Here is a 26,828-nt window from a genome sequence, read left to right as displayed (position 1 = left end):
GCGCACTTAGAGGTTTTCATCATGAAAGTACAAGCTTCTGTAAAGAAAATTTGTGGTAGCTGTAAAGTTATCCGTCGTAATGGGGTTATTCGCGTAATTTGTAGCGCAGAACCTCGTCATAAGCAGCGTCAAGGTTAATTTAATTAAGACCTGTTGATTTCAGTAGGCTAATTAGGTTATTATCCGCCCCTCAAGATTTTTGTGGGGCGGTTGATTATCTTGACTGCCTTTTTGGAGAAAATTGAATGGCTCGTATTGCCGGTGTAAACATTCCGGATAACAAGCACGCTGTTATCTCTCTCACGTATATTTTTGGTATCGGTCGCCACACTGCTAAGAATATCTTAGCTGCTGTAGGTATTGCTGGAACTACGAAAATTCGTGAATTAGATGATGCTCAGCTTGATGCGATTCGTGCAGAAGTTGCTAAGGTTCCGACCGAAGGTGATTTACGTCGCGAAATTTCCATGAACATTAAACGTTTAATGGATTTAGGCTGCTACCGCGGTCTTCGTCATCGTCGCAGCTTGCCTGTTCGCGGACAACGCACCAAAACTAACGCACGTACCCGTAAAGGTCCGCGCAAACCGATTAAAAAGTAAGATTTCTGGAAGCTAAAAGATGGCTAAAGATACTCGCACACGCAAGAAGGTCTCTCGTACCGTCTCTGAAGGTGTTGCACACATTCACGCGTCTTTTAATAACACCATTGTTACGATTACCGATCGTCAAGGTAATGCATTGGCTTGGGCCACCTCAGGTGGACAAGGCTTCCGTGGTTCACGTAAATCAACTCCGTTCGCTGCTCAGGTAGCTGCTGAAGTTGCTGGTAAAGCAGCTTTAGATTACGGTTTGAAAAACCTAGACGTCCTTGTAAAAGGTCCTGGTCCAGGTCGTGAGTCTGCGGTTCGTGCATTAGGCGCAGTGGGTTATAAGATTAACAGCATTACCGATGTGACTCCAATTCCTCACAACGGTTGCCGTCCACCTAAAAAACGTCGCGTGTAAGGAGAAACATTCATGGCTCGTTATATTGGTCCAAAATGCAAACTCTCTCGTCGCGAAGGGACAGACCTGCAACTTAAATCAGGCGTTAAACCGTTTGATGTAAAAACCAAAAAACACAATAAAGCACCTGGTCAACATGGTCAGGCTCGTGGTGGTAAGCAATCTGAGTATTCACTACAATTACGTGAAAAACAAAAAGTCCGTCGTATGTACGGTGTGTTAGAGCGTCAATTTAGTAACTACTATAAAGAAGCAGCTCGTGTGAAAGGCGCAACAGGTGAAAACTTGTTGAAATTGCTTGAAAGCCGTCTTGATAACGTAGTTTATCGCATGGGTTTTGGTTCTACACGTTCAGAAGCTCGTCAGTTAGTTTCTCACCGTTCTATTACTTTAAATGGTCGTCGTGTCAACATTGCGTCTATTCAAGTAAAAGCGGGCGATGTAATTGCGGTTCACGAAGGCGCTAAACAACAATTGCGTATTAAAAATGCAATTGAATTGGCTGCTCAACGTGGTATCCCTGCTTGGATGGAAGTTGACCATTCTAAGCTAGAAGGTACGTTCAAAGCTGCACCTGATCGTTCTGATTTACCTGCTGAAATCAACGAAAGCTTGATTGTAGAATTGTATTCTAAATAATCCTTGAGGTAGCAATAAATGACGCGTACTGCAAACGAGTTTCTAACTCCGCAAGCGATCAAGGTCGAAGCGGTGAGCGGGACCTCGGCAAAAGTGATTCTGGAACCTTTAGAGCGTGGCTTTGGTCATACTCTAGGTAATGCTTTACGTCGCATTCTATTGTCTTCTTTGCCTGGCGCTGCTGTGGTTGAAGTTGAGATAGAAGGCGTCGAGCACGAGTACAGTACTTTAGAAGGCTTGCAGCAGGACATCGTCGAGCTCTTGCTGAACCTAAAAGGATTGTCTATTAAGCTGTTCGATCAAAATGAAGCATATTTAACATTAGAGAAACAAGGTGCAGGTGACGTAACAGCAGCTGACCTTCGTTTACCTCATAATGTTGAAGTGGTTAACCCTGATCATTTAATTGGTACTTTGAGTGCTAGTGGTTCATTGAAAATGCGCCTTAAAGTTGCTCAAGGTCGTGGTTATGAAACATCTGACTCTCGTTTCCCAGAAGGCGAAACTCGCCCAGTGGGTCGTTTACAGTTAGATGCTTCTTATAGCCCGATTAAACGTGTTTCTTATACCGTTGAAAATGCGCGTGTAGAACAACGTACCGATCTTGATAAGCTAGTGATCGATCTTGAAACAAATGGAACTGTTGATCCAGAAGAAGCTATCCGCAAAGCGGCAACAATCTTGCAACAACAAATTGCAATTTTTGTTGATCTTCAGAAAGATCAAACTCCTGTTGCTCAAGAACCTCGCGAAGAAGTTGACCCAATTTTGCTTCGTCCAGTAGATGATCTCGAGCTAACTGTTCGTTCTGCTAACTGTTTGAAGGCAGAAAATATTTACTACATTGGTGATCTTGTTCAACGTACTGAAGTTGAGTTATTAAAAACTCCTAACTTAGGTAAAAAATCGTTAACTGAGATCAAAGATGTTTTGGCATCGAAAGGTTTACAACTCGGCATGCGTTTAGAGAACTGGCCACCAGCTAGTCTCCGTATGGATGACCGTTTTGCCTATCGTAGCCGTTAATTAAGTAGGACTATCACCATGCGTCATCGTAATAGTGGTGTGAAATTAGGCCGTACAAGCAGCCACCGTAAGGCGTTGTTCCAAAACTTAACAAATGCTTTAGTTGAGCATGAGTTAATTAAAACAACTTTGCCTAAGGCGAAAGAACTTCGTCGTGTTGCTGAGCCTTTAATCACTTTGGCAAAAAACGATACAGTAGCAAACCGTCGTTTAGCGTTTGCTCGTACTCGTTCTGCAGCAACTGTTGGTAAATTATTTACCGTTCTTGGCCCTCGTTACAAAGAACGTAACGGCGGTTATCTACGTGTTCTTAAAGCGGGCTTCCGTGCAGGTGATGCTGCACCGATGGCTTACGTTGAACTTGTAGATCGTGAAGTAAAATAATACTTCTATACAAGAGCAGCTCAGTTGTTCCAAAAAAGGTCGGTGTAATAACCGACCTTTTTTATTAATTTTGATTATTGATAGGGAAATCTTATTTCAAGTATGTATGTTTTTGCGTGTAAATTCAAAATATTAATAAGGGAGCGAATGATTGTTATCACAAATATAAACCGCTTGGGCGCAGTTCTTGAGATCATCAGTTAATGTTTCATTGGCTCTTTTTTTGTGAAAAGTTAGTGATGCATTGCTTCCGAACTCGCTTTCTAAATCAGATGATAAAATGATAATACATTCATCATCTCTTAACTTATTCCATAAATTTTGAACTAATTGAACTGATGAGAAACCGATGTTTATTATCTCATTTGTAGTAAAATTTTCATTATGAATGTAATCATCTATGTGAATTCTATTAGTGGATGCTTCAAATCCCGTTAGATCTCCATATCTACTAATGACGGTATCATAGTCCAAGTGTTCTAATCGGTCTTTGTAAAAAGCAAAGACAATAGTATCAGCATGTTCATAAAAGCCTTCTAATATCTTAAGTTCTAAAGTCTCGGGAATAGGAGTATTACCCCTTGATAACAAGAATTCACTCATTTGGTGGTTTAAAACTATCATTCCTAGACTCGAAGATTATGGCTGCTATTAAGCTTCTAAAACTAACATAATACAGCTTACACGGAGTGCTTAAAATTTTACCTTTATGCACTGTTTTGTTGTAAGCCGCTCTATATTTCAGTGTACTAAGCTTCTCTGCGAGATATTGTTTAACACTTAACATTTCATTCCTATTCATTTGTATTAAAGATATTCTGCTAAAGTATTTACGGCAAATATATATAAGTGAGGCTAACAATTTTTTTAAAAAATTCAAATTCAATCGTAAATCTCAAAAATGTTTTAACCTCAGTTTTTCTGCAAAATGTCCCGAACTGATATAAAAAAACCGATGAATGACTAAACTTGACATTGTGTATTGTCAAATTTGTGCTTTAATAAAGACATGGTTTATACAGGGTATAAAAAAAATGGAAAAGCAAGTTGATGTTCTAATTATTGGTGCAGGTATCTCTGGGATTGGGCTCGCTGTACACCTTTCTAAAAACTGTCCACAACGCCAATTTGAAATTTTAGAGCGTCGTGACAGCTTTGGTGGGACTTGGGATTTATTCCGTTATCCTGGTATTCGTTCTGACTCAGATATGTCTACTTTTGGTTTTAACTTTAAGCCTTGGGCGAAAGACAAAGTCCTTGCAAGTGGCCCAGAGATTAAAGGCTATCTTTCTGAAGTTATTGATGAGTTTAAGTTAAAAGAAAAAATTCATTTCGGTCATCGCGTCCTTTCTGCAAACTATGATTCTGCTAAGAAAAAGTGGCTTGTTGAAATTGAAGATAGCAACAACAAAAAACAAACTTGGTCAGCAAATTTTGTAATGGGATGTACGGGTTACTATAACTATGATCAAGGTTATGCACCACAATTCCCAGAGCAAGATAAATTTAAAGGGCAATTTATCCACCCACAACACTGGCCTGAAAACCTAGATTATACAGGTAAGAAAGTGGTGATTGTAGGTAGTGGTGCAACAGCGATTACTCTTGTTCCTTCAATGGTGAAAGGTGGAGCAGGTCATGTAACTATGTTACAGCGTTCTCCAACGTACATCGCAACAGTTCCTTCAATTGACTTCATCTATGAAAAAACACGTAGATTTATGTCAGAAGAAACAGCATATAAATTTACCCGTGCTCGTAACATTGGGATGCAGCGTGCGATCTACGCCTTAGCTCAAAAGCATCCAAAAACTGTGCGTCGTCTATTATTAAAAGGCATTGAGTTGCAGCTCAAAGGCAAAGTGGATATGAAACACTTTACGCCAAGCTATAATCCTTGGGATCAACGTTTGTGTGTTGTGCCTGATGGTGATTTATTCAAAGCATTGCGCCAAGGTCAAGCAAGTATTGAAACTGATCAGATTGAGAAGTTCACTGCAAATGGTATCCAGTTGAAATCTGGAAAACATTTGGAAGCTGATATTGTAATTTCAGCGACTGGCTTGGAAATTCAAATCTTAGGTGGCGTAAAAGGCTCAATTGATGGTAAGCCGATGAATACCTCACATCATATGTTGTACCAAGGTGTGATGGTGAGTGATGTACCGAATATGGCAATGATTATTGGTTATATCAATGCATCTTGGACATTGAAAGTTGATATTGCTGCTGACTATATTTGTCGTTTGCTTAATCATATGGACAAAAACGGCTTTGATGAAGTGATCGCACATGCTGACCCTGCTCAGTTTGAGCAAGATACGATTATGGGTAAACTATCTTCAGGTTATATCGCCCGTGCAGCGGATATTATGCCAAAACAAGGCAAGCAAGCACCATGGAAGATTTCTAACAACTATCTTGCTGATCGTAAAGAATTGAAAGATGCAAAATTTAACGATGGTGTCTTACAATTCCGTAAGCGTGATGAACAAGTAGATCGTAAACCAAAATTAGTTTCTTAATTTATTTTAAGCTAAGCAAGAACCCTGTGTAGACACAGGGTTCTTTTGTTTTAAATAATGATTGTTGTTAAAATATCGCGTATACGTGTTGATTATAAAATTTATATATTTAGGACAATTCAATGAAAAAATTATGGTTTTTGGGGATATTACTGTTTAGTAATGCCACGTTTGCGGATGATCTGAAGCAAAAAGAAAAATTAGCTCAACAATTGGTTTCTATTGACGGTACTGAGCAAGGTTTACTAAGCACGGACAAAATGATCCTAGAGCAGATTCGGATGCGTTTACCCAAAGATCTACCAGAGAGTTTTTATACGGATTTGACTAAGAATCTAAATAGTGAGCAACGTAAACAGTTTATTGTGCAACGCTATGTTGAGACTTTTAACCAAAAAGAGTTACAAGCGGCATTAAATTTTTATCAATTACCTGAAGGTAAAGCATGGGCAAATAAAGCCAGTGAAGTTGGAAGCGAGGTTGCACATTTCACGACACAACATGCGCGCATTGCATTAAATGAAACGATGCAACAACATATTGATCATCCGAAGGTTAAGCAGTTGATGGTTCGGATGAATCCACCATCTCAACCATCGGAATCGCCGCAGTCAAAGTAAATAAAAGGGATAGTACATTTAGTACTATCCCTGATTTTTTAAATCTAACAATTAAAGAGTACGTGAAATTAATTCTTTCATAATTTCATTGGTCCCTGCATAAATGCGGTTTGCACGATTGTCGATATAGGCGCGTGCAATTGGGTATTCAAGCATATAGCCATAGCCACCATGTAATTGTAAGCACTCATCTACAACTTTTGAGAACATATCTGAAATTTTATATTTAGCTGCTGCTGCTGCATCTACACCTAAACTTTCTTCAAGCTGTAACTCCATACAACGGTCTAAATACGTACGGCAAAAATCGATTTCTGTGCGTAATTCTGCCAATTTAAATCGTGTATTTTGGAATGTTCCAATCGGTTTACCAAACGCTTTACGGTCTTTGGTGTACTGTACTGTATGAGCAAATGCAGCTTCAGCACCTGCTTGGCAAATGATTGCAACGAGCATACGTTCCCATGCGAGCTCTTTCATTAGCATCATAAAGCCCATGCCTTCCATACCAAGAAGGTTTTCTTTCGGTACACGTACATTGTCAAAGAACAGTTCACAGGTATCTTGACCTTTCATCCCAATTTTATTCAAAGGCTTGCCTTTGCTAAAACCAGCACGATCTGCTTCTACAATAATTAATGATAAATTCGCAGATCCTTTTTCTGTATTACCCGTCTTACATACCACAATGGCCATATCACAGAGATAGCCATTGGTAATAAAGATTTTAGAGCCATTGATGACATATTCATCACCCTCAAGTACAGCTGTTGTACGAACTGCTTGTAGATCTGAACCTGTACCCGGTTCTGTCATGGCGATTGCTGTTACGGTTTCACCGGTCGCCATTTTAGGCAACCATTTTTGCTTTTGCTCATCGTTACCGAAGTTGTTGATATAATTGGCAACAATATCTGAATGCAACGAAAATCCAGTACTAGAATCCATCGCATAAGCTTGTTCTTCAATGAGAATCATACTGTATAAACGATCTACACCTGAACCCCCGTATTCTTCTGGCATAGTGGTACAAAGTAAACCTAACTCACCAGCTTTATTCCATAGATCACGGTCAACATGTTGTTGTTTTTCATATTTTTCAATATTTGGAACAACTTCTTTTTCATAGAATTTGCGCACAGTTTCGCGAAATGCTTCATGATCTGAAGTAAATAATTTTCGCGCTAACATATTTGGAATTGGACGAATTGCACCTGATTGCATTTGTTATTTTTTCCCTAAATTGTTGAAGTTACAGACTCATCATCACGATACAAGAAATCGAAAATATTGGACAATGTGATCAATGCTCAATTTAATTGATGTATTTGGTCACTTCATAAAAATCGCTGCGAACTTTAGTGGGTTCGAGTACACTATGGGGCAAATTGTTGCATAGTGGAACAAAGAATGTCTGAAGAATTGACACTAGAAGAACGTAAAGTGATTTATCGTGCGCGTCGTGGTTTGAAAGAAATCGATGTGTATTTTGATCCTTATGTCAAAAATTGTTATCTCACAGCAGATGCGGCTGAGAAAGCATTGTTTGCAGAGTTGGTAGATCAAGAAGATCCTGATTTACTGGATTGGTTCATGGAGGTGGGTGAACCTCCTCGTCCAGAGTTAAAAGCGTTTATTTCAAAATTAAAACAGTATGTCCACGGCTGATCGTGTTTTTGTGTTGAAACGCAGTCGTTTTGCATTTGCGTTTCAACTTTTTATTTTTATCGTACTGATCAGTTTATTGTATTACTTACTTCCTTGGTTTTTATGGCTTGTTAGCTTTCCTTTGATGCTAATTGCTTGGGTATTATTACTCAAACAACCTCAGCTTAAACACTTTGAATATTTAGATGATCAGCTTTGCTCCTTGTGTTTTAGTGATGAGATGCAGAGGATCGAGCAAAGGAAAATTCGAAAAATGATCGATCATCAATGTTATATCGTCATCTATTTTTATGACTCTCAATGTCGACCTTGTGTGATTTGGTGGGATCAATTGTCGATTTTACAGTGGAAAAAGCTCAAAACATGGGTCAAACTTGCATAATTGTTAGACAATTGTATGAGTGTATATTATTAATAAATAATTATAATTCAAAAGCTTAAGCTATTTTGCTTGTGAAATAATCAAAATTGTTAGATTAAATACTCTAAAAAAATGTGAAAATGATGATTGTCAGACAATCTGGCGATCAAGTCTGATTTATTTTCGTTAAAGTACAAACACCAACGTAAAGTATGGTGGAGGTCCAAAATGATGGAAATTCCAACATGGTCGTTTCTGGTGATTGCAATCGTTTTTGCAATTGTAGTAGGAAGAGCAGGAACTTTACTCAGGGAACTTCTTGAATCACGTCGATCTAAGGTTGAAGTGAACAAGAGAAAGAGATTGAAAGTGTCATCAATATATCATTCTCCCATGAATACTGATGATGAACATCAATCGAGTATCTATCAAAAGTAGATACGTGAAGTGTAGGAGGTCTCTATGGAGATTTCAATGTGGATGTTTCTAGTAATTGCAATCGTTATGGCGATTGTTGTAGGAAGAGCTGGAACGTTACTCAAGGATTATTTTCAACAAAACTAAAATATAAAGAGTTTCACGATTTTACCAGTTAATAAGTAGCATGTGCTGAACCGTCGCAATGCTACTTTTTTTTGCCTGAAATTTCTGTATTCCCAAATATCTGTCAATTCTTTGTTCTGTGAAGTGTGTCAAAATAACCCTATCAAAATTAGAGCAATTACTCTTTAACTCGGGTATGGCATCTGATAAGGTACAACTAAAAGGAAAAACAAATTAATTAGAGGACAGGAAGCATGTCTAAATTCCAAAAAATTGGACAAGGTGTGGCGGTCGCATTATTCACAACATCAATGTTAACGGGATGTTCTTACGTCATTAAAACAGGGGCCAATGTTGCATTAGGTTTTAGTGAACGGCATATCGTACCACCAATTCTTGCAATGGATGATGCAGATATGGTGTGTAATACGGGTAATGCTTTAACTCCAGCAATTATGTCCACCAAAGATATGGGGGCTGATCCGACGCGTATGGCTGTTCTGATGTACTCTGCGGCGGGGATGTGTGCAGAAAATAAAGCATTAGAAGCTGAATTGCGTTATTTACGTGCTGCAAAATCAGGACAAGTTTCTGAAGCACAGGATGCCCGTATTGAGCAAAAGCGCTGGGCTGCACTAGCAGCAGAGCGTCAATATGCAGGTTATCAATTATTCGCAAATCGTTGGGAAAGCAAATATAAATATAAATTAGGTGATTCGTGTCCGACGATGCGAAATGATCTAGATCAAACCGTTTACCTACTAGGGATGGTCAGTGGTTTGCAAGCAATGACCAATGATATTAACTCTGGTGGTGCGGTTCACGTGCCTAAAGATATTGCAGGTATCGTTGAACGTGGTATGGCATGTTTAGACAATGAAAAGTATTGGGGTGCGCCAATGGCAACCCGTGCTGTGATTTGGACACTCTTACCTGGTGCTGGTGATGGCAAGCCTGAACCTTATGCAACCATCAAACAGTCTATGCAAATCGGTGAAAAGAAAGGCGTTCGTTTAGCCCATGCGTTATATGCTGTGGCAGCGCAGGCAAGTGGCGATGATGTAAAAATGCGTGATGCTCTGCGCTCTTATGCTGCTGCAACAGGTGAAGATAAACCCGCAAATCCTCAGTTCAAATTGATTGACCAAATGGCGGGTGCCATGGTGAAAGGTATTGCGGATCGTTATTGGACTGAAAATACGGGCGTAAGAGCGAGTGATGAAGGTTTGTCTTCATTCTGGGATGAAACCAAAGAAAGTTCATCTGAGCTAGATGATTTATTTGATGGTGGTGAGTAAGCATCTGTTCTACAGACGCAATATGATGAAGTAACCTGAATTAAACGACCTTTTACAATATGGATTAAACAAGTTATCTATGCTTTGTAAATCGTAAAAGGTCTGTTTTCTCCAGAGAGGTGCATAAATGAAAGATCAAATATGGATACGGAAAGTCATTTTGATCGCTGTCTGTGTGTCAGTGGCAGCATGTTTGCAAGTATTTGCTGATCATTTCATTTATTGGAAATCCAGTTTATTAACCGAGTTTTGGCGGTTGTGGACTGCACACTGGGTGCATGTTGGTTGGATGCATTTCTTGTTGAATATGTTGGCTTTTGCATGTTTACCTTTCATTTTTCCACATGTGCGTAATTGGCATTTGGTTGCTTTATTATTGCTTCTCCCTCCATTTATTAGTCTGGTTTTTTATTATTATTTACCTTATATCGATGCCTATGCTGGATTATCAGGTGTTTTACATGGTCTCTATACTGCGGTCAGTATTGTTTATCTGCAATATCAAAATGAGCGCAAGTTTGCGGTGTTGGTGTTAGTTCTGATCGCTGCAAAATTGATTTGGGAAAATACTTTTGGGCAATCAGGAACAGCACAGTTAATTGGTAGCCCTGTTTTAACCGAAGCACATTTGATTGGTGCAATTGGAGGTGTGTTGTGTGGATCAGGTTATTTGCTTTTAGTTGGGAAAGATAAAGAACAGACACATTGATAATAAAGTCCATAAAAAAATAATTGTAGCCATTTTTTTTAGCGAAAGATTGCTGCAAATTTAGGCGGTTTAAAAGGGATTGGTGTTAAGAGGGTAAATTCATTTATCTATCAACCATAGACATCGCATGATTCAACATCTTTGGATGGATGTTGATAACAATAAATTGGAATAGACATGCAAAATGATCAAGAGAAAAAGTCTGGATTAGGTCTACTGAGTTATATCTGGACAGAGTGGATATCAGCCTTTGTTATTCTCATCTTACTCTTAGTAACACTCGTGATTGGTACGGGTGAGATGATCCATGGGCAGTTATTACGTATGGGTGAACGTCTGTACGGCGATCCGAATATTGGGATGCAATATTCGTTTCTACGGGCTGAACCGAGTAAGCCAACCTGTGATCGTAACCCAAATATCGATGCACAAGTTCAAGAGCAAATGAAGATCAACGCTGCGGATGAGTTTGCAAGCATGTTCGGTGTTGCTTCAGAATCTGATGTTCGTTCTTCATTACTGGCTGCACAACAACAGTGTGAAGAAAAATATGTCTTCTATGATAAAGCAATGGCGCATATTGAAGCGAATCCGAGTGTTCGTACCTATCGTACGATAGAGACGTCCTTTTTCGGCATCTTTAAATTTGGCTCTGAAAATCGTGCATTATTGTTAGTCATTATGGTGGTATTTGCTGCTATTAGCGCCACGATTAAATCACATCATATTGGTTTACGTAGTCCAGCCACTAGAATCGATTTCCGTATTTATAATACGGCAATGGTATTAGGTAATGGTTTACTTACTTCTTCTGTGATTAGCCAATACAACTCGGTACTTAATTCTGGTGTACCTTTTGCCTCTGGCATGAATGTGATTTATTGGTTATGGATGATTTTATTTGGATCATTGACCTTAATCAGTCTATTCCATTTGATTAAATCACCACCGCCAACGCGTGAAGGAGGTAATGTTGGTTTAGCCTTCTTGAGTATCCCGTTATATGCTTATATGGCGATTATTACAGGGGTGGCATTTACCTTCTTCATGGATTATCCAATGGGGCAAGGGATCTATCTTGGTCAGTTGGTTGAGTTCTCAAATATCTTCTTAAATCTTGCCTTGTTTATTTGGGCAGGTATGTTGCTTAAGCAGACACGTATTGTTGATTTATTCTTAAATATTTTACGTCCGTGGAACTTAGCGCCAGAAACCTTAACATGGTTAATTTTGATTGCAGCTGCATTACCAACCGCCTATACAGGGGCATCTGGTATCTTCGTTATTGCAGCCGGTGCGATTATTTATAAAGAAGTGTGGAATGCTGGTGGTCGTCGTCAGTTTGCATTGGCAGCAACAGCACTCTCTGGTTCATTGGGTGTGGTCTTACGTCCATGTTTATTAATCGTTGTCGTAGCCTCTTTAAATAAAGAAGTGACAACTGATTTACTTTATACACATGGTATGTATGTCTTCTTATTGACTTCAACCTTGTTCTTAATCATTTCTTTGTTCTTTGCAGAGCAAAAATTCCGCATTTCACCGCCGAAAATTGCTTTGCCTAAATCATTGCGTGCGTTTGTGCCTGTAGCACCATATATCGTAATCTTTATTCTGATTTGGTTATTCTACAAGCATGCATTGTCAACGGATCTAAATGAATTTACAGCACCAGTGATGATGCCAGTAATTCTATTGCTGATGGTGTTGTTTGATAAATTACGTAAAGAACCTGCACCACTAGCGCCAGTTGGGCATTGGGACAGTACTTTAAACACGTATACTGCGCCGCCAGATGGTTCACAACCTACACCGAAAGTGAATCCTGCAGATGATCCTCGCAACCCAGAGCGTAAAGTTCCATTTGGAAAAGCTTTACATCTCTCAACAACTGAAACAGTCGGTCATATTGGTGCCTTGATTATCCTTATGGCATTGTCTGTCAGCGTAGGTGGTTTCTTAGAACATATTGAAGTGATGGAAGCATTCCCGCGTGACATCAGTAGTATGTTTATTGTGATCAGTTTAGTGGTTGTGTTCATGGTTCTCGTCGGGATGATCATGGATCCATTTGGTGCGGTAATTTTGATTTCCGCAACGGTTGCACCAGTGGCTTATCAATATGGTATAGATCCTGTTCACTTCTGGATGATTGCATTGATTGGCTTCGAGCTAGGTTATGTCACACCACCTGTTGCCTTGAATCACTTATTGGCACGACAAGCAATTGGTGATGATGAAGTACGAGCAGCCGACGAAGAAGTGAAGCATTTGTCCTTCTACTATCGTTTCGAACGTTGGATATTGCCATTATTGGTAATGGTCCCAGCAATCCTGATTGTTGCGTATATTCCTTATTACTTTAAGTTGTTTGGTTGGTACCAATAAGCAGTGAATAAAAAAGCACCTTCGGGTGCTTTTTTATGGCATGTGTAAATCTGAGTGGGATAGAAAATCGGTTTTATGTTGTTGTCATCAATTGTATAAGAGGAGATTATTTGGCTTTTTGCATGATTGGACTACATAAAAAGATCGCAATCAAAATAAAGCCAAAACCAATTAGACTGTAGGTATCAGGTAATTCGTGCCAAAGTAAAAAGCCCCAGATACCTGCAAAGATAATCGCGACATAGTTGATTGGAGCGATCTGACCTGCTGGCGCTAGACGATACGCATGTGACATAAATAGTTGACTAACATTGGCGAGTACACCAGCCGCAATCAGAAAGAATAATTCTTCAAGTTGATAGGGGCGCCAAACCCAAAACATCGGGATGCCTGAGAGTAGAGCACCGATAAAGCAAAAATAAAATACGATGCGCTCTGGGGGCTCGGTCTGGGTAAGCGCGCGGACAGTCACAAATGCCATGGCTGCACATAAACTCGATGTAATCCCGATGATTGACAGCCAGTTCAATAGCCCTTGATCAGGCTTTGCCACAAAAAATACCCCAATAAAACCGAGTGCTGCCGCGCAAAGCATTAGCGTGCTGATACGTTCTTTAAGAAAGAGCCATGCAATAAAAGGAATAAAGATTGGGGAAGAGTAGGTAAAGACCATCGCATTGGATAATTCAAGATGAGCAATTGCATAAAAGAAACCGTACATTGCAGCTAATCCAATAATACTTCGCCAAGTATGCATCCAGATTTTTTCTGTTTTGACAAAATCGGTGCCTTGTCTATAAATGAAAGGTAAGAACAGTATCAATCCAACTAAGTTTCTGAAAAAGACAATGGTGTAGTTATCGACGGTATGTGATGCAAAACGGATGCATATGCCCATAAGTGAGAATAAAAAAGCTGAAAACGTCAGGCATGCGATTGCAAGAACGACGGGGTGACGTTGACTGACGATAGGCATAAAATAAAAATGCTAGAAGGGATGATCACATTCTAGCAAATTGAATAGCCTAAAAACTGTTTTACGATGCTTGTGTTTGGAGCAGTTGTGCTTCTAATAGTTTGATTTGTTCTTCTTTGAGTTTTATTAAAGTATCAGCATCGTGGTGTTGGGCTTGTAACTCTTGTTTCTGATCTTTGAGCTGGTGTTGAATATCATCTAATTTAGCAATTTCTTCTTTTGCTAGGCTTTCATTGTTTGGCACAGCTGCTTTGAGTATTGATTCTTCAACCAGTTGAATCGGAGCTGGGTCACTTTCCTCATTTACATGACTCATCATCGCAGCGCTAGCGGCTTCGACATTTTCTAATGAAGTCGTTACAGGATGGGGTTGGCTTACAGCTGTTTCAGTTTCTGCTGTATGGTTAGATAACAGCCACTGTGCAGTAAAAAATATCAGCACAACGAGGCTAATCCCACCAATGATCATCCATAATAATTTGGAGTTGCTTGTTTGGGCTGGTGACGTCATTTTTTTAACCTTCTAGTCAAAATGACGAGGTTTGAACTGTATCACCCCAATTTCATCTGGCTCAGCGGGTTGCGACTCTTCCACATGGGTCGGACGTTTTTCGCTATAAGCACATTCGATACATTCAATCCACTCGTCATCCACAGTAATGATTTTAACGACACGATCCAAAGCCCCACATTTTGGGCATTTAGCGCCCGCGATGAATTGTCTTTTCATGTCAGTTAATACCATCCTGTGAACAATAATGACGTAGTTTAAGCGGTTTTATCTGTCTTCGTCCAACCTTGATGACGCAATAATGCATCTATTTTTGGTTCTCTTTTTCTGAAATTGCGAAACGCATCAAGTGCTGTATCTTTTCCGCCAACTGCTAGAATAAACTTTCGAAATTCTTTTCCAGTCTCTGTGTTAAAAATACCTTCATTTTCGAATCGGTCAAAGGCATCACTGGCTAAAACTTCTGCCCATTTATATGAGTAATAACCTGCAGCATAGCCACCTGCAAAAATATGACTAAAACTGTGTTGGAAACGGTTATAAGCAACAGCAGGAACAACTGAAAATTTATTGCGAATATCATCCAATGTGGCTTGGATTTGCTCGCTATTTAAAGCTGGCGATTGACGGTGAATAGTGAGGTCAAATAGTGCAAATTCGATTTGACGTAGTGTTTGCATACCTGACTGGAAGAAACGTGCATTCAACAATGCAGTTAACAATTCTTGCGGCAAGGTTTGCTTGGTTTCAATATGCTCGCTAAGTACATCTAAACTTTCATTGTCCCATGCCCAAAACTCCATGAACTGGCTTGGTAACTCCACTGCATCCCATGCAACGCCGTGTGTGCCTGCAACCGAGATATTATCCACTTCGGTGAGCATGTGATGTAAGCCATGACCAAATTCATGGAATAGTGTAATCACTTCATCATGCGTCAGCAGGGCGGGCTGATCGCCAATCGGTGGTGTAAAGTTACACACCATATAGCAAATTGGTTTTTGCAGTCCATTTGTGGTTTGTACGAGGGAACGGAAGCCGCTCATCCATGCGCCACCACGTTTGCCATTGCGGGCATATAAATCGAAGTAGAAACCACCCACTACTTGGCCTTGATCTTCAATTTCAAAATAACGCACATCGTTTTGCCAAACAGGTGCCTGACGTTCAACGATCTGGATACCATAAAGACGTTGTACGATTTGGAATAAACCAGTCACCACTTTGGGAGCTGGGAAGTAAGGTTTAAGTGCTTCTTGAGAAAGATTGAATTGCTGCTGTTTTAACTTCTCAGAGTAGTAAGTTGCATCCCACGGTTTGAGTTCTTCGATACCATCCTGTTGTGCAATTGCTTTGAGTTCGGCGATTTCAGCAAGAGCTGGTGTGCGTGCATGTTCTGCCAAATCCACTAGGAATTTATCGACGGTATCAACATCAGGCGCCATTTTGCTGGCCAAGGAGTATTCAGCAAAATTGTTAAAGCCAAGTAGTTGTGCCATTTCTTGACGTAAGCTCAGAATTTCTTCCATCACAGGAGTATTATCAAATTCAGTCTTGTCAGATTGCTCTGAGGCACGAGTCACGTAGGCTTTATACAGCTCCTCTCTAAGTTCGCGATCATCAGCATAGGTCATAATCGCAAAATAAGCAGGGAAGTCGAGTGTGGCAACGGCTTGATCAAGCTCACGCTGTTGTCCATATTGCTTTAATAGTTCAATACTGCTTTGTGGTAAGCCTTTGAGTTGTTCTTCTGTTAATGGTTTGAAATAAGCTTGCGTTGCATCGAGTACATGGTTAGAGAAATCTGAAGATAGTTGTGATAAACGTGCTGAGATTTCCGCATAACGTTTTTTGGCTTCGCCTTCAAGTGCAACGCCTGAAAGTTTGAAATCACGTAACGCGAGTTTAATGGCACTTTGTTGAGCTTCGCTCAGACTTTGGAATGCAGCGCTGTCATGTATCTGTTGATAGGTTTGATACAACGCTGTGTGCTGTCCAAGCTGAGTGTAGTATTCGCTTAAACTCGGTAAAAGTGATTGATACACTTCACGGGTTTCGGCATTGTTCATGACCGCATTGAGGTGTGACAAAATGCCCCAAGACTCACTCATGTTATTTTCAAGCTGATCAACTTCTGCCAATGTTGCAAGTTGTGCTTCGGTGTCTTGAGGAGCTTCATTGAGTTGATTTAAGAAATTTTGACCATTTTGAATGGTGCTCTCAATCTGTTGTTTTAAGTCGGCAAGTTGGATTTGATCAAACTGGGGAGTGGGAAGTGTTGCTTGCTGTAGTGTCATTGTATTTTTGCCATATCATCTTTAAACATAGTTATAGATGTAGGGCTTACAAGCACGGAAATCAAGGTTGATTCATGATTTATTAGATGATTGTTTTGTTGTTAATTCAATTTTGTTTATTGGTATAGATAGCGAGCACATGCTTCAAATCGAAAAAATAAGAGAGCCGAAGCTCCCTTATCTTTTATTAATTACTCAGCCTTTGCTTTCGCATTCGACTTTTTCTTTTTCACTTTCTTTTTGGCTTTTTCTTTACCTTCAGGCTTAGTCGAAGCCTTTTTAGCTGGCTTTTTGCTATAAGAACTTGGTTTGTTCTTATCTTTTTTCTTACGCACAGGCTTTTCGCCATCCTCACTCACTTTAGTTGCCGTGTTTGGCTTGCTGAATACCTCTTCAGTAGTTTGGGCGCGATTCGTGGTGGTTGTACGTGGTGCTTTTTGACGAATCACACGACCTAAATGAGTTAGTTGTTGTACCAATTGGAAGTCGATTTTACGTTCTTCCAAATTCACGCCTGCAACCTGAATCTTGACTTCATCACCAAGGCTAAATGATTGACCACGATTCTGACCAATGAGACTTTGGCTGGCCTGATCATAAAGGAAGAAGTCTTCACCGAGCTGACTCACATGAATCATGCCATCGACATACAGATCTTTCAGGGTCACGAATAGACCAAACTCGGTTACTGCACTAATCACACCGACAAACTCATCGCCCAAATGCTGTTGCATATAGTGACATTTCAACCATGTGGTTACACTGCGTGAAGCTTCGTCAGCACGACGCTCAGTTTGTGAGAAATGCTCACCTGCATTATCGAGCGCCGCACCTGACAATGGATAAGGTTTTTGTTGTAAATAAGCCTTGATCGCACGGTGTAAGAGCAAGTCAGGATAACGACGGATGGGGGAAGTGAAGTGCGTATACGCCTCATAAGCAAGACCGTAGTGTCCTGAGTTCTTCGCACCATAATAAGCTTGCATCATCGAGCGTAACAAAACGGCATGAATACTTGGCGCATCTAAACGATCTTTAGTTGCTTCAATAACACGTTGATAATCCGCCTGTGTTGGCTGTTCAGGGAAAGGTAAACCAAGCAATTTCACAAAATCACGAACTTTTTGAATACGTGAAAATTCTGGGGCTTCATGTACACGATAAAGCATCGGAATATCGTGTTCTAAGCAATATTCTGCAGCGGCAACGTTGGCGAGCAACATACATTCTTCAATGAGTTTATGCGCATCATTACGCGTACGTGGCAAAATTTCTTTGATTCCACCTAACTCGTCAAAGGTCATGTAGGTTTCAATGGTTTCAAATTCCATTGCATGACGTTCAGCTCGGAGGCCTTTAAGCGTTTGATAGAGTTGGAATAGTGTGTTTAGTGATTTATGAATGGTTTTATCTTCAGGAATCGCATCTGTTGCACCTTCAAAATATTGACCAACTTGGGTGTAGGTCAAACGTGCTTTGGAATGCATCACCGCAGGATAGAACTCATAACCTGTCACTTTACCTGCACGTGATAGTTTTAAATCACAAACCATACATAAACGGTCTACATGCGGATTTAGAGAACACAATCCATTCGACAAGGCTTCTGGTAACATTGGCAGGACGAAGTGCGGGAAATAAACCGATGTGCCACGATCTTCCGCTTCTTCGTTTAAAGGCGACTCTAAACGAACATAATGGCTTACATCTGCGATTGCCACCACAACACGGTAACCGCCTCCTGGGCGCTTCTCCGCATACACAGCATCATCAAAGTCACGGGCATCTTCACCATCAATGGTGACGAGTGGTAGATCTCGTAAATCAACGCGATTTTTTATGTCTTGTGCAGAAGGTTCTTTAAAGCTTTCAGCTTCTTTAATTACTGCTTCTGGAAACTCATAAGGCAAACCAAATTCTAAAATCGTTTGCGGGATAATAATTTCAGTATCCGCTTTGTCTGCCATGGATTGAACCACGTGACCAGTTGCAAGCTCTTCACGAGTTGGATAATCATCAATCGCAACACGTAACATATCACCAACTTTGGCATTGGCATGTTCAATCAGTTCTTTTTCTAGTGTAATCGGTTGATGCTGATTTGGATTACTTGGTTGAATAAAGTATTCACCTTGATGTTCAGCAACTTTACCAATGATTTGTTTCACGCGGCGCTGTACCACTTCAGTAATGAAGCCCCAAGCTTTACCTTTGCGATCAACTGAAGTCTGACGTACTTTAACGCGGTCACCATTAAAAACGAGACGCAACTCACGTTCAGGTAAGAGGACATCATCTTGTCCCGCGATATTTGCAGTACCTAAACCTTTACTATTGATATAAACCGTTGCTTCGTAGCTAGGCGCATCTGTTGCGGGCTGATATTTAAAACCATCCTTCATCAGTTGACCATCACGAACCATCGCACTTAAACGATGGTTCAAGGCATCAATACTTTTTTGGTCTTGAATATTAAAATGCTCAACGAGTTCTGCGTGAGATTGCGCAGTTTTTAATTGTTCTAATGTAGTAAGAATAAGAGTTCGGCTCGGAATAGGATTATCGTAACGTTCAGCTTCTGCTTTTGCTTCGGGATCAACCCAATTTGTAGTCATATCGTTTCATTTCACATCTGGCAGATCACTTTAGCATAAGACATTCAAACTTAGACTGCACGTCAAAGATTGCAAGATTGTGTTTATGTCATGGATCTGTATAAAAGAGATGCCTATATTAACAAGTGAAAAGCAAAAAAATGCTGAAAAAATACCAAAATTGTTTAAAAAATATTTGATTGATTTAAAAAAACAGAAAAAATAGGGTTCTTCCCTTGTGTAATGGGGATTTAGTTTGTATTATTGCGCTCGTGTTACGGTGAGATGGGTGAGTGGCTGAAACCACATCCCTGCTAAGGATGCATACGGGTAACTGTATCGAGGGTTCGAATCCCTCTCTCACCGCCACTTTACTTAAGGCGCTCATAGCTCAGCTGGATAGAGCACTTGGCTACGAACTAAGGGGTCGGGAGTTCGAATCTCTCTGAGCGCACCAAGTAAAGATTTAAAAGTAACACACGCCTGCATAGGCACATAAGTAATGCGCTCATAGCTCAGCTGGATAGAGCACTTGGCTACGAACTAAGGGGTCGGGAGTTCGAATCTCTCTGAGCGCACCAACTTAATGAAATAAACCGCTTAATTGCGGTTTTTTTGTGTCTGAATTTTCTTTTGCAGTATTTTATCGAAGAAAAGATATAAATATCCGACTGTTCCCAAGACACCTACCATACGAACCACATGAAATGCAGTCACGATTGGAACACCGAGTTGCAGAACCTTGGCTGTGATCGTCATTTCAGCGACACCACCGGGCGCAAGTCCTAAACCAAGGGTGGCGATAGGAAGATCCGTCCATTGCATCAGTGTATAAGCTAGCAGCCCAGTTAAGAGTAATGCGCCTAGATTACAAAGTGCCACAATGCTTAAATAACGCGGGGCGGTTTTAAAAAATCCAGGTTTAAATTTATTACCTAATGACCAGCCGAGTAAGACTTGCCCTAGATGAATAATCGGTGTCGGAATTGCGGATAGATGAATATCTTGTGCTGTAAAGAAGATAGCAACCAATAATGCACCAAAGGTCCATGGATTAGGGAGTTTAAACTGAATAAAAATACGACTGGCAATATAAGAGATCAAGACCAAGCCGAAAAAACCAAACCAGTTCACTTCGAGATGTTTTGCGATTTGATCCGTATCAAAACCATGCCAGCCCATAAATTGGTAAAAGAAAGGCACAATCACCACCACCATTAATACGCGTAATGTATGAGCTGATGCAACTTGATCAACGCGTGCCTGATAGTGTTCTGCGAGATGAGACATCTCATTTGCCCCACCAGTTGCAGAAGCAAACCATGCGGTTTTAAAGTCGATTTTTGCCCAGCGTTGCAATATAAAGGCACCGATTGCACCGAGTAATAATGCAAACAACAGGCCGATCAGTAATACCAGCCAATGTGATGCGATTAGGTGAATCATCTCTGGTGTGAAATATAAACCGAGCGTGAGTCCAATGATGGATAATCCAATACTACGTGCAGAATTATGACATTCGATGGGGGCGTGATTTATTTTAAGGAGAGCGGTGATGAATAATGGCCCGAGCAGCCATGGAATAGGTAAGTGTAGCCACTGTGCAACAAGTGCACCTAAAAATGCAAGGCTTAGACTCAAAGCATACTTTAGATACAATTGCATAAATCAAATCGCATAAATAAAAGATAAATGACCGATAGATTTTATTCTCTATCGGTCAACATTATTTAAATCGCTCTGTGACGGTTACGTAACCAGCGGATCAAAGGAAGTACGATCATGATACCTGCTAAAATCCATAATACTTTGGTGATGTAGCCATCGAACAAGATTGACAATTCACCTTGAGAAATAGATAGTGCACGACGTAAGCTTGATTCCATAAGCTCACCTAATACAAAGCCTAAGATCAGGGCGGATAAAGGGAAGTTGAGTTTACGTAAAATATAACCAAAAATACCCAATCCAACCATCAGAACCAAGTCGAATACTGTGCTATGTATTGCATACACACCAACGAAGCTGACTGCTGCGATTGCAGGAAGAAGAATAAAGTTTGGAACGCTCAACAACTTGGCAAAGAAACGTACCAATGAAATATTCATGATCAATAATAAAATACTGGCAATGAATAATGATGCAATTAGTCCCCAAACAATCGTTGGTTGTTCAGTGAATAACTGTGGACCAGGCGTAATATTGTAAAGCGTTAATGCACCTAACATCACGGCTGTGGTACCTGAACCTGGTACACCTAGAGTTAACATTGGAATAAATGAACCGCATGCCGAAGCATTATTGGCTGCTTCAGGTGCTGCAATACCACGTAAATCGCCGTCACCAAATTTTCCATCTTTTCCCGCAAGTTTTCGTTCGCTGGTATAAGACATTGCACTGGCAATTGTTGCGCCTGCGCCCGGTAAAATGCCGACAATGAAGCCCAGTAGTGAACTACGAATCGTGGTTTTTAGGGTGAACAAAAATTCTTTTAGGTTGAAAAGACTGCGTTTACCTTGTCCAAGTGCTTTCTGTCCAATCGCTGTTTTTTCTAACATAATCAGAATTTCACTGATACTGAAAAAACCGATCACGATGGTAGTGAACTGAACGCCATCACTGAGGTTTACTGAGTCAAATGTAAAGCGATAAACACCTGTCACTGCATCGACACCAACGGTAGCAAACAGTAATCCGATCAAGGCTGCTACGGCTGTTTTAATCGGTTGATCACCCACGAGGCCACTTAAACAGGTCAGAGCAAATACCATTAAAACGAAATATTCAGCTGGTCCGAAAACAATTGCCCATTTTGCTAAAAGGGGAGCAAATAATACGATCCCGATAATTGCAATTAAACTGCCAATAAATGAGCTCATCGCCGAGAGTGATAGCGCAATCCCTGCTTTTCCTTGTTTAGCAAGTGGGTAACCGTCCATGGTGGACATAATTGCTGCCGCATCTCCGGGGACATTGATTAAAATGGCGGAAATTCGTCCACCATATTCACATCCGAGATAAACGGCTGCCAATAAGATCAATGCACTTTCAGGAGGAAGACCTAAGGCATAAGCAAAAGGAAGGAGTAACGCAACACCGTTAATTGGACCGAGACCAGGCAATAAGCCGACAATCGTACCAATGAATGCACCAATCAGTGCAATGAATAGGTTTTGTGGGGTTAATGCGACTTGAAAGCCGTACATTAAATATTCAAAAACGTCCATTAATTCTTCCTTGATTAACTAAAAAATCCTAATGGCAGTGGTACATCTAATATGTAGTCAAATAACCCATATAAGAGGCAGCCAAAAACAATGCCTGTGATTAGTGATGCTTTTAAACTTCCTCCGAAGAGGGTGCCGACAAGGAAAAACATGATGGCTGTTGCAATAGGGAAACCTAAGAACTCAAAAGTAATGGCATAAATCAGCATAAACAGCATCAACAAACCGATTTTTTTTAAGACGGATGGGGTGTATCCCAGATCAATAAATTCAGCGAGTTTTTGAGGTCTAAAGGTAAGATATAAACAACATGAAATTAAAAGTAATAACAGGAGTACAGGATAAGGACGTGGTCCTAACGGGTCATATGCAATGGGTGCGACATAGCCCCAAGCCAAGTAGAGTAGGCCAAGACTGACGAGTCCTAAGGTCCCTGAAAAAATCCTTTCTGCGGACATAGATCATTCCTTTTTCATTAAAATTCAGGAACACTTCAACCCTGAGTTTCATTCTATGAAAGATCAGCGATTGAAATGTTTTCTGGGTTTTAAGTGCTATTTTGTAACGAGGTCGAACTCTTTAGATAACGCTCTTAATTGATTGGTTTGTTGGATTACAAACTGATCTAATTCTTCACCTGTCATGGAGAGCGGGAGTAGCTCAAACTGTTGACGTGATTGCTCAAATTTTGGATCTTGCATCATTTTTTCAAATGAAGTTTTCCACCATTGATAAGCTTCGTCACTGACTTTTGGACCAACGTAATATCCACGTACAACTGGCCATTGAATGTCATAACCCTGTTCTTTTGCAGTCGGAATGTTTGCTAATTCATTTGGTAGGCGTTCAGGAGCAAACACGGCTAGAGCACGTACTTTTCCTGATTTAATATGAGGGATGACTTCAGCAATTCCAGCGCTGACCACTTGGATGTGATTACCCAGAACAGATGTTACCGCCTCACCGCCGCCTTCTAGGGCAATGTAAGTCATATCTTTTGGATTTACACCTGCAGCTTTTGCAAGCATCGCAGTTTGCATCCAGTCCTGACCGCCAACACTACCACCTGCGCCGAAGCTCACGGATTTTGGATTTTTCTTGAGTGCAGCGACTAAGTCGTTAAGATTTTTATATGGAGATTCTGCATTGACCGCAACCACGCCATAATCTGTCCCGACAATCGCTAACCAGCGAACATCTTTTTCCGTATATTGGCCAAATTTTCCTTGGGCAAGGTTGAGTAATGAGCCGGTAGAGAATGCAACAATTGCATTGTCATTCGCAGGGTCGTTAGCAACAATTTTATTGTATGCTACAGCGCCTACACCACCGGGCATATAGGTTACACGCATAGGAGAATTTAAGAGTTTGGTTTCTTTGAAAGCATTTTGTGCCAGTTTACATGTGAGATCGAAACCACCGCCTGGTTTTGCTGGGGCGATACATTCTGGGCGTTTGGGTTCTCCAACTTCACCTTTATTTTTTCCACATGCTGTTAAACCGAATCCTAAGGTCACTAAAGTGCTGGTTAATATAATTCCTCTTAACATCTTAAATGTTTCTCCATAAACGATTATATTTATACGCACAATAATAGTGCATATTTATATTGGCTTCTTTGCCATAATTAAATAAAGTTACATGCATAAAATTGAGCATTATTCTTTTGGAATCTGGGGTGCTCTTTATCACATTTTGATAACTTTAAATCAGGGTGTTCATCATAAAATTAAACAGAAAAAGCATAGCATCAACTTATATCTTGTGATGATTCATTTTAGAAATGTCAAATTACATGCAATTTATTTTAAAAATGTTTGAGTTTAACTATATAAAATAAAAAAATATTTTATTAAAGGTTGTTGTTTTAAATTTAACTTTCAAAGCACGAATTAGGTGTTTTAATTTATCTTACTGGGGTGTTTGAATTGTTTTTTATTTTGTTTTTTGAAATTTTGCTCTAGGGTTTAATTGTTTATTTAAGTTTTTTATTCTAAATATGGCTTGTAAAAAAGCCAGAATATTAATCATTCTGGCTTAAGATATTTTATCGGGATTCGATATGTTTAAAACTTAAACTCAAGCCCCGTTCCGACGACAGGTTGTTTGTCTTTCGCATCCGCTTGTTTAAATGTTGCATAACCTGTGTAACCATAAGCTCTAACTTGTTTGTTAAATGCATAATCGACACCTGCCATGATTTGCTGTGCATCATAGTCTGCGTCATTGTTCTTAAAGCTTGTTGTATTTTGGCTGTATTGCGCCTTTATGTTCCATTTATCATGGTTTGGTATTCGATACTCTGCACCAATTAACCAGCCAACCGAATCGTCAATGTTAGCTGCGCTTGCTGGATTGCCTTTTGCTTCCTCTATTTCAGATTTTTGAATTAATGCTTTGAGTGAAAGTGTTTCGATTGGTTTAATGCGTGCAGTTAATCGTAGTGTATTGGCGGCAGCAAAAACTTTGTCGATATCGATATGAGTGTCTGATGCGTTAAGAAAGCCTTGACCAAGGAGATTGCTTGGAATGGCTTTGTCATAAGCAATTGCGGCAAGAAATATTGGATCTGAATACGTAAGCGAAGTTGACCAAGCATCACCTAAGCCACCACCATCAACAGTTACGCCACCCTGATTGTTCCGGATACCTTGTGCTTCGCCTGTTGCCAACAGTGCACTAAATTCAAGATTTCCTTGTTCTCCGATCGAGAATTTAGGTGAATCATATACAACGGAGTTATTAATGCGGTTTTCACCAGGCATGATGCTGGTAATGTCTGCAGTATTGCGAACATAGTTATTAAAGCTATCAACTGCAGTCGATAATTTTTTTAATGGTGAGTTGTTTTTACCGATCTTTAGAGTCCCTAATTTTTGATCTTTTAATCCTACAAAGCGATCTCGTTGTGACCAATCGGTGCCATCGCCGTCAGCATTAAATGACCATTCGATTTGGTAAATAGCGCTTAGGCGCTCTGTTAGTTTTTCTTCACCTTTAATGCCGAGAAATGAGCTGTTGCTGTTGACCTTCCATACATCGCGATCAGATTTGGCTGCATTGTTTTCAGGTAAATAGTCGAGACTTGCGTCAATCTCACCATAAATCTTTGGAGCAGCGATTGCTGAACTGGTAATAACCGTTAATATGCTGGCAATTAAAAAATTAACTTTCATTTATGTCATCCTAACAATTTAAAATTATGAATAAGCAACCGTCATTTCATTTAAATAAACAAAATATAAAATAGGCCATGCATCTGAGTGAAATATATGTCTTAAAAATAGAGATATAAACTAATTAAGCATAAGCCTTAAGCTGTATTTTCATAATTAAACACTTAAACGTAGGTTTCGTACTTTAAGTGTTTAAGCAATCCTTCGCTAAAGAATAGATTAATGCACGAGGCATGGCCTGTGAACTTATTCAATGCTGATTTTATGGTATTTAAATTGTTTAGGGCATTTAATTTGATTATGGGTGTGTTTAGGGTATTTAATTTGATTATGCATCTTGTTGATTATATTGTTTTTGAAGTGTATGCAATTAGACTTTGGTCTTAATTAAATTGTGATTAGATATAAAGTTTTATTATTAAAGAGATGTAAGTGTGAGTAAGGGAAGGGATTGTATTTAAAATAGATTATTCAGCTTCAAAAAAACCGCTGACGATTGTCAGCGGTTTTTTATCCTGCGAGAGGATTAATTAGAACAGATTTGTGCTTTCAAATAATTGTTCAGATAAGTTCAAGCTTGGAATCGATAGATTGTCTGTGAAGTTGGTTGTTGATCCACTCGCCGACAAGATTTGAGATGAAGACGCAGCACCTAGAACAGAGTCTAAAATACTATCTACACCGCCATTTGAGCTGGTGCAACCACAGCTATCGCCAACATTGATTGATAATAGGCCACCAAGGTTGCCAAGAATATCACCACCAAGGATACCTGTGATTGGACTTAATAAACCGCCATCACCGCCAATTCCACCACCGATGCTTCCGAGGATGCCTCCGCCAAGAAGATCATCACCCACGATATGTTGAATGATATC

The 26,828-nt window shown here is 40.0% G+C and carries 27 protein-coding genes and 3 tRNA genes; 17 read left to right on the top strand and 13 right to left on the bottom strand.

The window, feature by feature from the left end; translation table 11 throughout:
* Positions 1-21: 21 nt before the first annotated feature.
* From rpmJ to rplQ, 6 genes are all read left to right on the top strand, one after another.
* Positions 22-138 (top strand): 50S ribosomal protein L36, encoded by a 117-nt coding sequence (gene rpmJ, locus F927_RS14550; protein WP_000867907.1) that lies wholly within the window; start codon positions 22-24, stop codon positions 136-138.
* 107 nt (positions 139-245) lie between these two features.
* Positions 246-602, top strand: a complete 357-nt coding sequence (gene rpsM / locus F927_RS14545; RefSeq protein WP_004641038.1) for a 30S ribosomal protein S13 — start codon at positions 246-248, stop codon at positions 600-602.
* A 19-nt stretch (positions 603-621) separates the two neighbouring features.
* Positions 622-1,008: a 30S ribosomal protein S11 gene (rpsK, locus tag F927_RS14540; protein WP_004641037.1), complete on the top strand. Its 387-nt coding sequence runs from the start codon at positions 622-624 to the stop codon at positions 1,006-1,008.
* Positions 1,009-1,020: 12 nt separating this feature from the next.
* Positions 1,021-1,647, top strand: a complete 627-nt coding sequence (gene rpsD, locus F927_RS14535) for a 30S ribosomal protein S4 (protein ID WP_004641035.1) — start codon at positions 1,021-1,023, stop codon at positions 1,645-1,647.
* An 18-nt stretch (positions 1,648-1,665) separates the two neighbouring features.
* Complete coding sequence (locus tag F927_RS14530; RefSeq protein WP_004641033.1) at positions 1,666-2,673, top strand: DNA-directed RNA polymerase subunit alpha; 1,008 nt, start codon at positions 1,666-1,668, stop codon at positions 2,671-2,673.
* 18 nt (positions 2,674-2,691) lie between these two features.
* Positions 2,692-3,057: a 50S ribosomal protein L17 gene (rplQ, locus tag F927_RS14525; RefSeq protein ID WP_004641032.1), complete on the top strand. Its 366-nt coding sequence runs from the start codon at positions 2,692-2,694 to the stop codon at positions 3,055-3,057.
* Between the two features lie 132 nt (positions 3,058-3,189).
* Here the strand turns inward: rplQ and F927_RS14520 are convergent, their stop codons facing one another.
* Positions 3,190-3,681, bottom strand: coding sequence for a hypothetical protein (locus F927_RS14520; protein ID WP_005086829.1), 492 nt, complete (start codon positions 3,679-3,681; stop codon positions 3,190-3,192).
* A 410-nt stretch (positions 3,682-4,091) separates the two neighbouring features.
* Between F927_RS14520 and F927_RS14510 the strand changes: the two genes are divergently transcribed.
* Both F927_RS14510 and F927_RS14505 read left to right on the top strand, forming a co-directional pair.
* Positions 4,092-5,582 (top strand): flavin-containing monooxygenase, encoded by a 1,491-nt coding sequence (locus F927_RS14510; protein WP_005086827.1) that lies wholly within the window; start codon positions 4,092-4,094, stop codon positions 5,580-5,582.
* Between the two features lie 122 nt (positions 5,583-5,704).
* Positions 5,705-6,202, top strand: coding sequence for a DUF2059 domain-containing protein (locus tag F927_RS14505; RefSeq protein WP_005086826.1), 498 nt, complete (start codon positions 5,705-5,707; stop codon positions 6,200-6,202).
* A 51-nt stretch (positions 6,203-6,253) separates the two neighbouring features.
* Here the strand turns inward: F927_RS14505 and F927_RS14500 are convergent, their stop codons facing one another.
* Positions 6,254-7,426, bottom strand: a complete 1,173-nt coding sequence (locus F927_RS14500; protein WP_005086825.1) for an acyl-CoA dehydrogenase family protein — start codon at positions 7,424-7,426, stop codon at positions 6,254-6,256.
* 186 nt (positions 7,427-7,612) lie between these two features.
* On the opposite strand from F927_RS14500, the gene F927_RS14495 reads away from it, so the two are divergent.
* The 6 genes from F927_RS14495 (at position 7,613) to F927_RS14470 (ending at position 13,169) form a co-directional block, all read left to right on the top strand.
* Positions 7,613-7,870, top strand: coding sequence for an FAD assembly factor SdhE (locus F927_RS14495; RefSeq protein WP_004641025.1), 258 nt, complete (start codon positions 7,613-7,615; stop codon positions 7,868-7,870).
* Entirely contained in the window at positions 7,857-8,252 is a 396-nt protein-coding gene (locus F927_RS14490; RefSeq protein WP_005086824.1) for a hypothetical protein, read from the top strand. Before F927_RS14495 ends, F927_RS14490 begins: the two co-directional genes overlap by 14 nt.
* 210 nt (positions 8,253-8,462) lie before the next feature.
* A complete protein-coding gene (locus tag F927_RS14485) occupies positions 8,463-8,669 on the top strand; it encodes a hypothetical protein (protein WP_026056364.1) in 207 nt (68 codons plus the stop codon).
* A gap of 359 nt (positions 8,670-9,028) precedes the next feature.
* Positions 9,029-10,072, top strand: coding sequence for a hypothetical protein (locus tag F927_RS14480; RefSeq protein ID WP_004641019.1), 1,044 nt, complete (start codon positions 9,029-9,031; stop codon positions 10,070-10,072).
* Between the two features lie 127 nt (positions 10,073-10,199).
* On the top strand, positions 10,200-10,781 hold the full coding sequence (rrtA, locus tag F927_RS14475; protein ID WP_004641018.1) for a rhombosortase: 582 nt from the start codon (positions 10,200-10,202) through the stop codon (positions 10,779-10,781).
* 177 nt (positions 10,782-10,958) lie between these two features.
* Positions 10,959-13,169: a TRAP transporter large permease subunit gene (locus F927_RS14470; protein WP_004641016.1), complete on the top strand. Its 2,211-nt coding sequence runs from the start codon at positions 10,959-10,961 to the stop codon at positions 13,167-13,169.
* Between the two features lie 106 nt (positions 13,170-13,275).
* On the opposite strand, the gene F927_RS14465 is transcribed toward F927_RS14470, so the two are convergent.
* The 5 genes from F927_RS14465 to rnr form a co-directional block, all read right to left on the bottom strand.
* Positions 13,276-14,145 carry a DMT family transporter gene (locus tag F927_RS14465; protein ID WP_005086823.1) on the bottom strand — a complete coding sequence of 290 codons (870 nt, stop codon included), beginning with the start codon at positions 14,143-14,145 and terminating at the stop codon, positions 13,276-13,278.
* Between the two features lie 61 nt (positions 14,146-14,206).
* On the bottom strand, positions 14,207-14,656 hold the full coding sequence (locus F927_RS14460; protein ID WP_005086822.1) for a hypothetical protein: 450 nt from the start codon (positions 14,654-14,656) through the stop codon (positions 14,207-14,209).
* A gap of 12 nt (positions 14,657-14,668) precedes the next feature.
* On the bottom strand, positions 14,669-14,875 hold the full coding sequence (locus F927_RS14455) for a YheV family putative metal-binding protein (RefSeq protein WP_005086820.1): 207 nt from the start codon (positions 14,873-14,875) through the stop codon (positions 14,669-14,671).
* Between the two features lie 38 nt (positions 14,876-14,913).
* Positions 14,914-16,953, bottom strand: coding sequence for a M3 family metallopeptidase (locus F927_RS14450; protein WP_005086818.1), 2,040 nt, complete (start codon positions 16,951-16,953; stop codon positions 14,914-14,916).
* Between the two features lie 191 nt (positions 16,954-17,144).
* Positions 17,145-19,568, bottom strand: a complete 2,424-nt coding sequence (gene rnr, locus F927_RS14445) for a ribonuclease R (RefSeq protein ID WP_005086816.1) — start codon at positions 19,566-19,568, stop codon at positions 17,145-17,147.
* 258 nt (positions 19,569-19,826) lie between these two features.
* On the opposite strand from rnr, the gene F927_RS14440 reads away from it, so the two are divergent.
* The 3 genes from F927_RS14440 (at position 19,827) to F927_RS14430 (ending at position 20,128) form a co-directional block, all read left to right on the top strand.
* Positions 19,827-19,916 (top strand) — tRNA-Ser (locus tag F927_RS14440).
* Between the two features lie 11 nt (positions 19,917-19,927).
* Positions 19,928-20,004: transfer RNA gene (locus tag F927_RS14435), tRNA-Arg, on the top strand.
* Between the two features lie 47 nt (positions 20,005-20,051).
* A tRNA-Arg gene (locus F927_RS14430) sits at positions 20,052-20,128 on the top strand.
* Positions 20,129-20,147: 19 nt separating this feature from the next.
* Here the strand turns inward: F927_RS14430 and F927_RS14425 are convergent.
* The 6 genes from F927_RS14425 to F927_RS14395 all read right to left on the bottom strand — a co-directional run.
* A complete protein-coding gene (locus F927_RS14425) occupies positions 20,148-21,212 on the bottom strand; it encodes an AbrB family transcriptional regulator (RefSeq protein ID WP_005086814.1) in 1,065 nt (354 codons plus the stop codon).
* A 65-nt stretch (positions 21,213-21,277) separates the two neighbouring features.
* Entirely contained in the window at positions 21,278-22,774 is a 1,497-nt protein-coding gene (locus F927_RS14420; protein ID WP_005086812.1) for a tripartite tricarboxylate transporter permease, read from the bottom strand.
* Between the two features lie 14 nt (positions 22,775-22,788).
* Positions 22,789-23,232, bottom strand: a complete 444-nt coding sequence (locus F927_RS14415) for a tripartite tricarboxylate transporter TctB family protein (RefSeq protein ID WP_005086811.1) — start codon at positions 23,230-23,232, stop codon at positions 22,789-22,791.
* Positions 23,233-23,328: 96 nt separating this feature from the next.
* On the bottom strand, positions 23,329-24,324 hold the full coding sequence (locus tag F927_RS14410; protein ID WP_005086808.1) for a tripartite tricarboxylate transporter substrate binding protein: 996 nt from the start codon (positions 24,322-24,324) through the stop codon (positions 23,329-23,331).
* A 516-nt stretch (positions 24,325-24,840) separates the two neighbouring features.
* Positions 24,841-25,950 carry a porin gene (locus F927_RS14400; protein ID WP_004640990.1) on the bottom strand — a complete coding sequence of 370 codons (1,110 nt, stop codon included), beginning with the start codon at positions 25,948-25,950 and terminating at the stop codon, positions 24,841-24,843.
* Positions 25,951-26,480: 530 nt separating this feature from the next.
* On the bottom strand, positions 26,481-26,828 hold a 348-nt coding region (locus tag F927_RS14395; protein WP_005086806.1), incomplete at its 5' end, for a hypothetical protein.

The organism is Acinetobacter haemolyticus CIP 64.3 = MTCC 9819 (assembly GCF_000369065.1).
Taxonomy (GTDB): Bacteria; Pseudomonadota; Gammaproteobacteria; order Pseudomonadales; family Moraxellaceae; genus Acinetobacter; species Acinetobacter haemolyticus.
The sequence above is the reverse complement of the archived record's forward strand: the minus strand, read 5'-3'. Positions and strand labels throughout refer to the sequence as shown.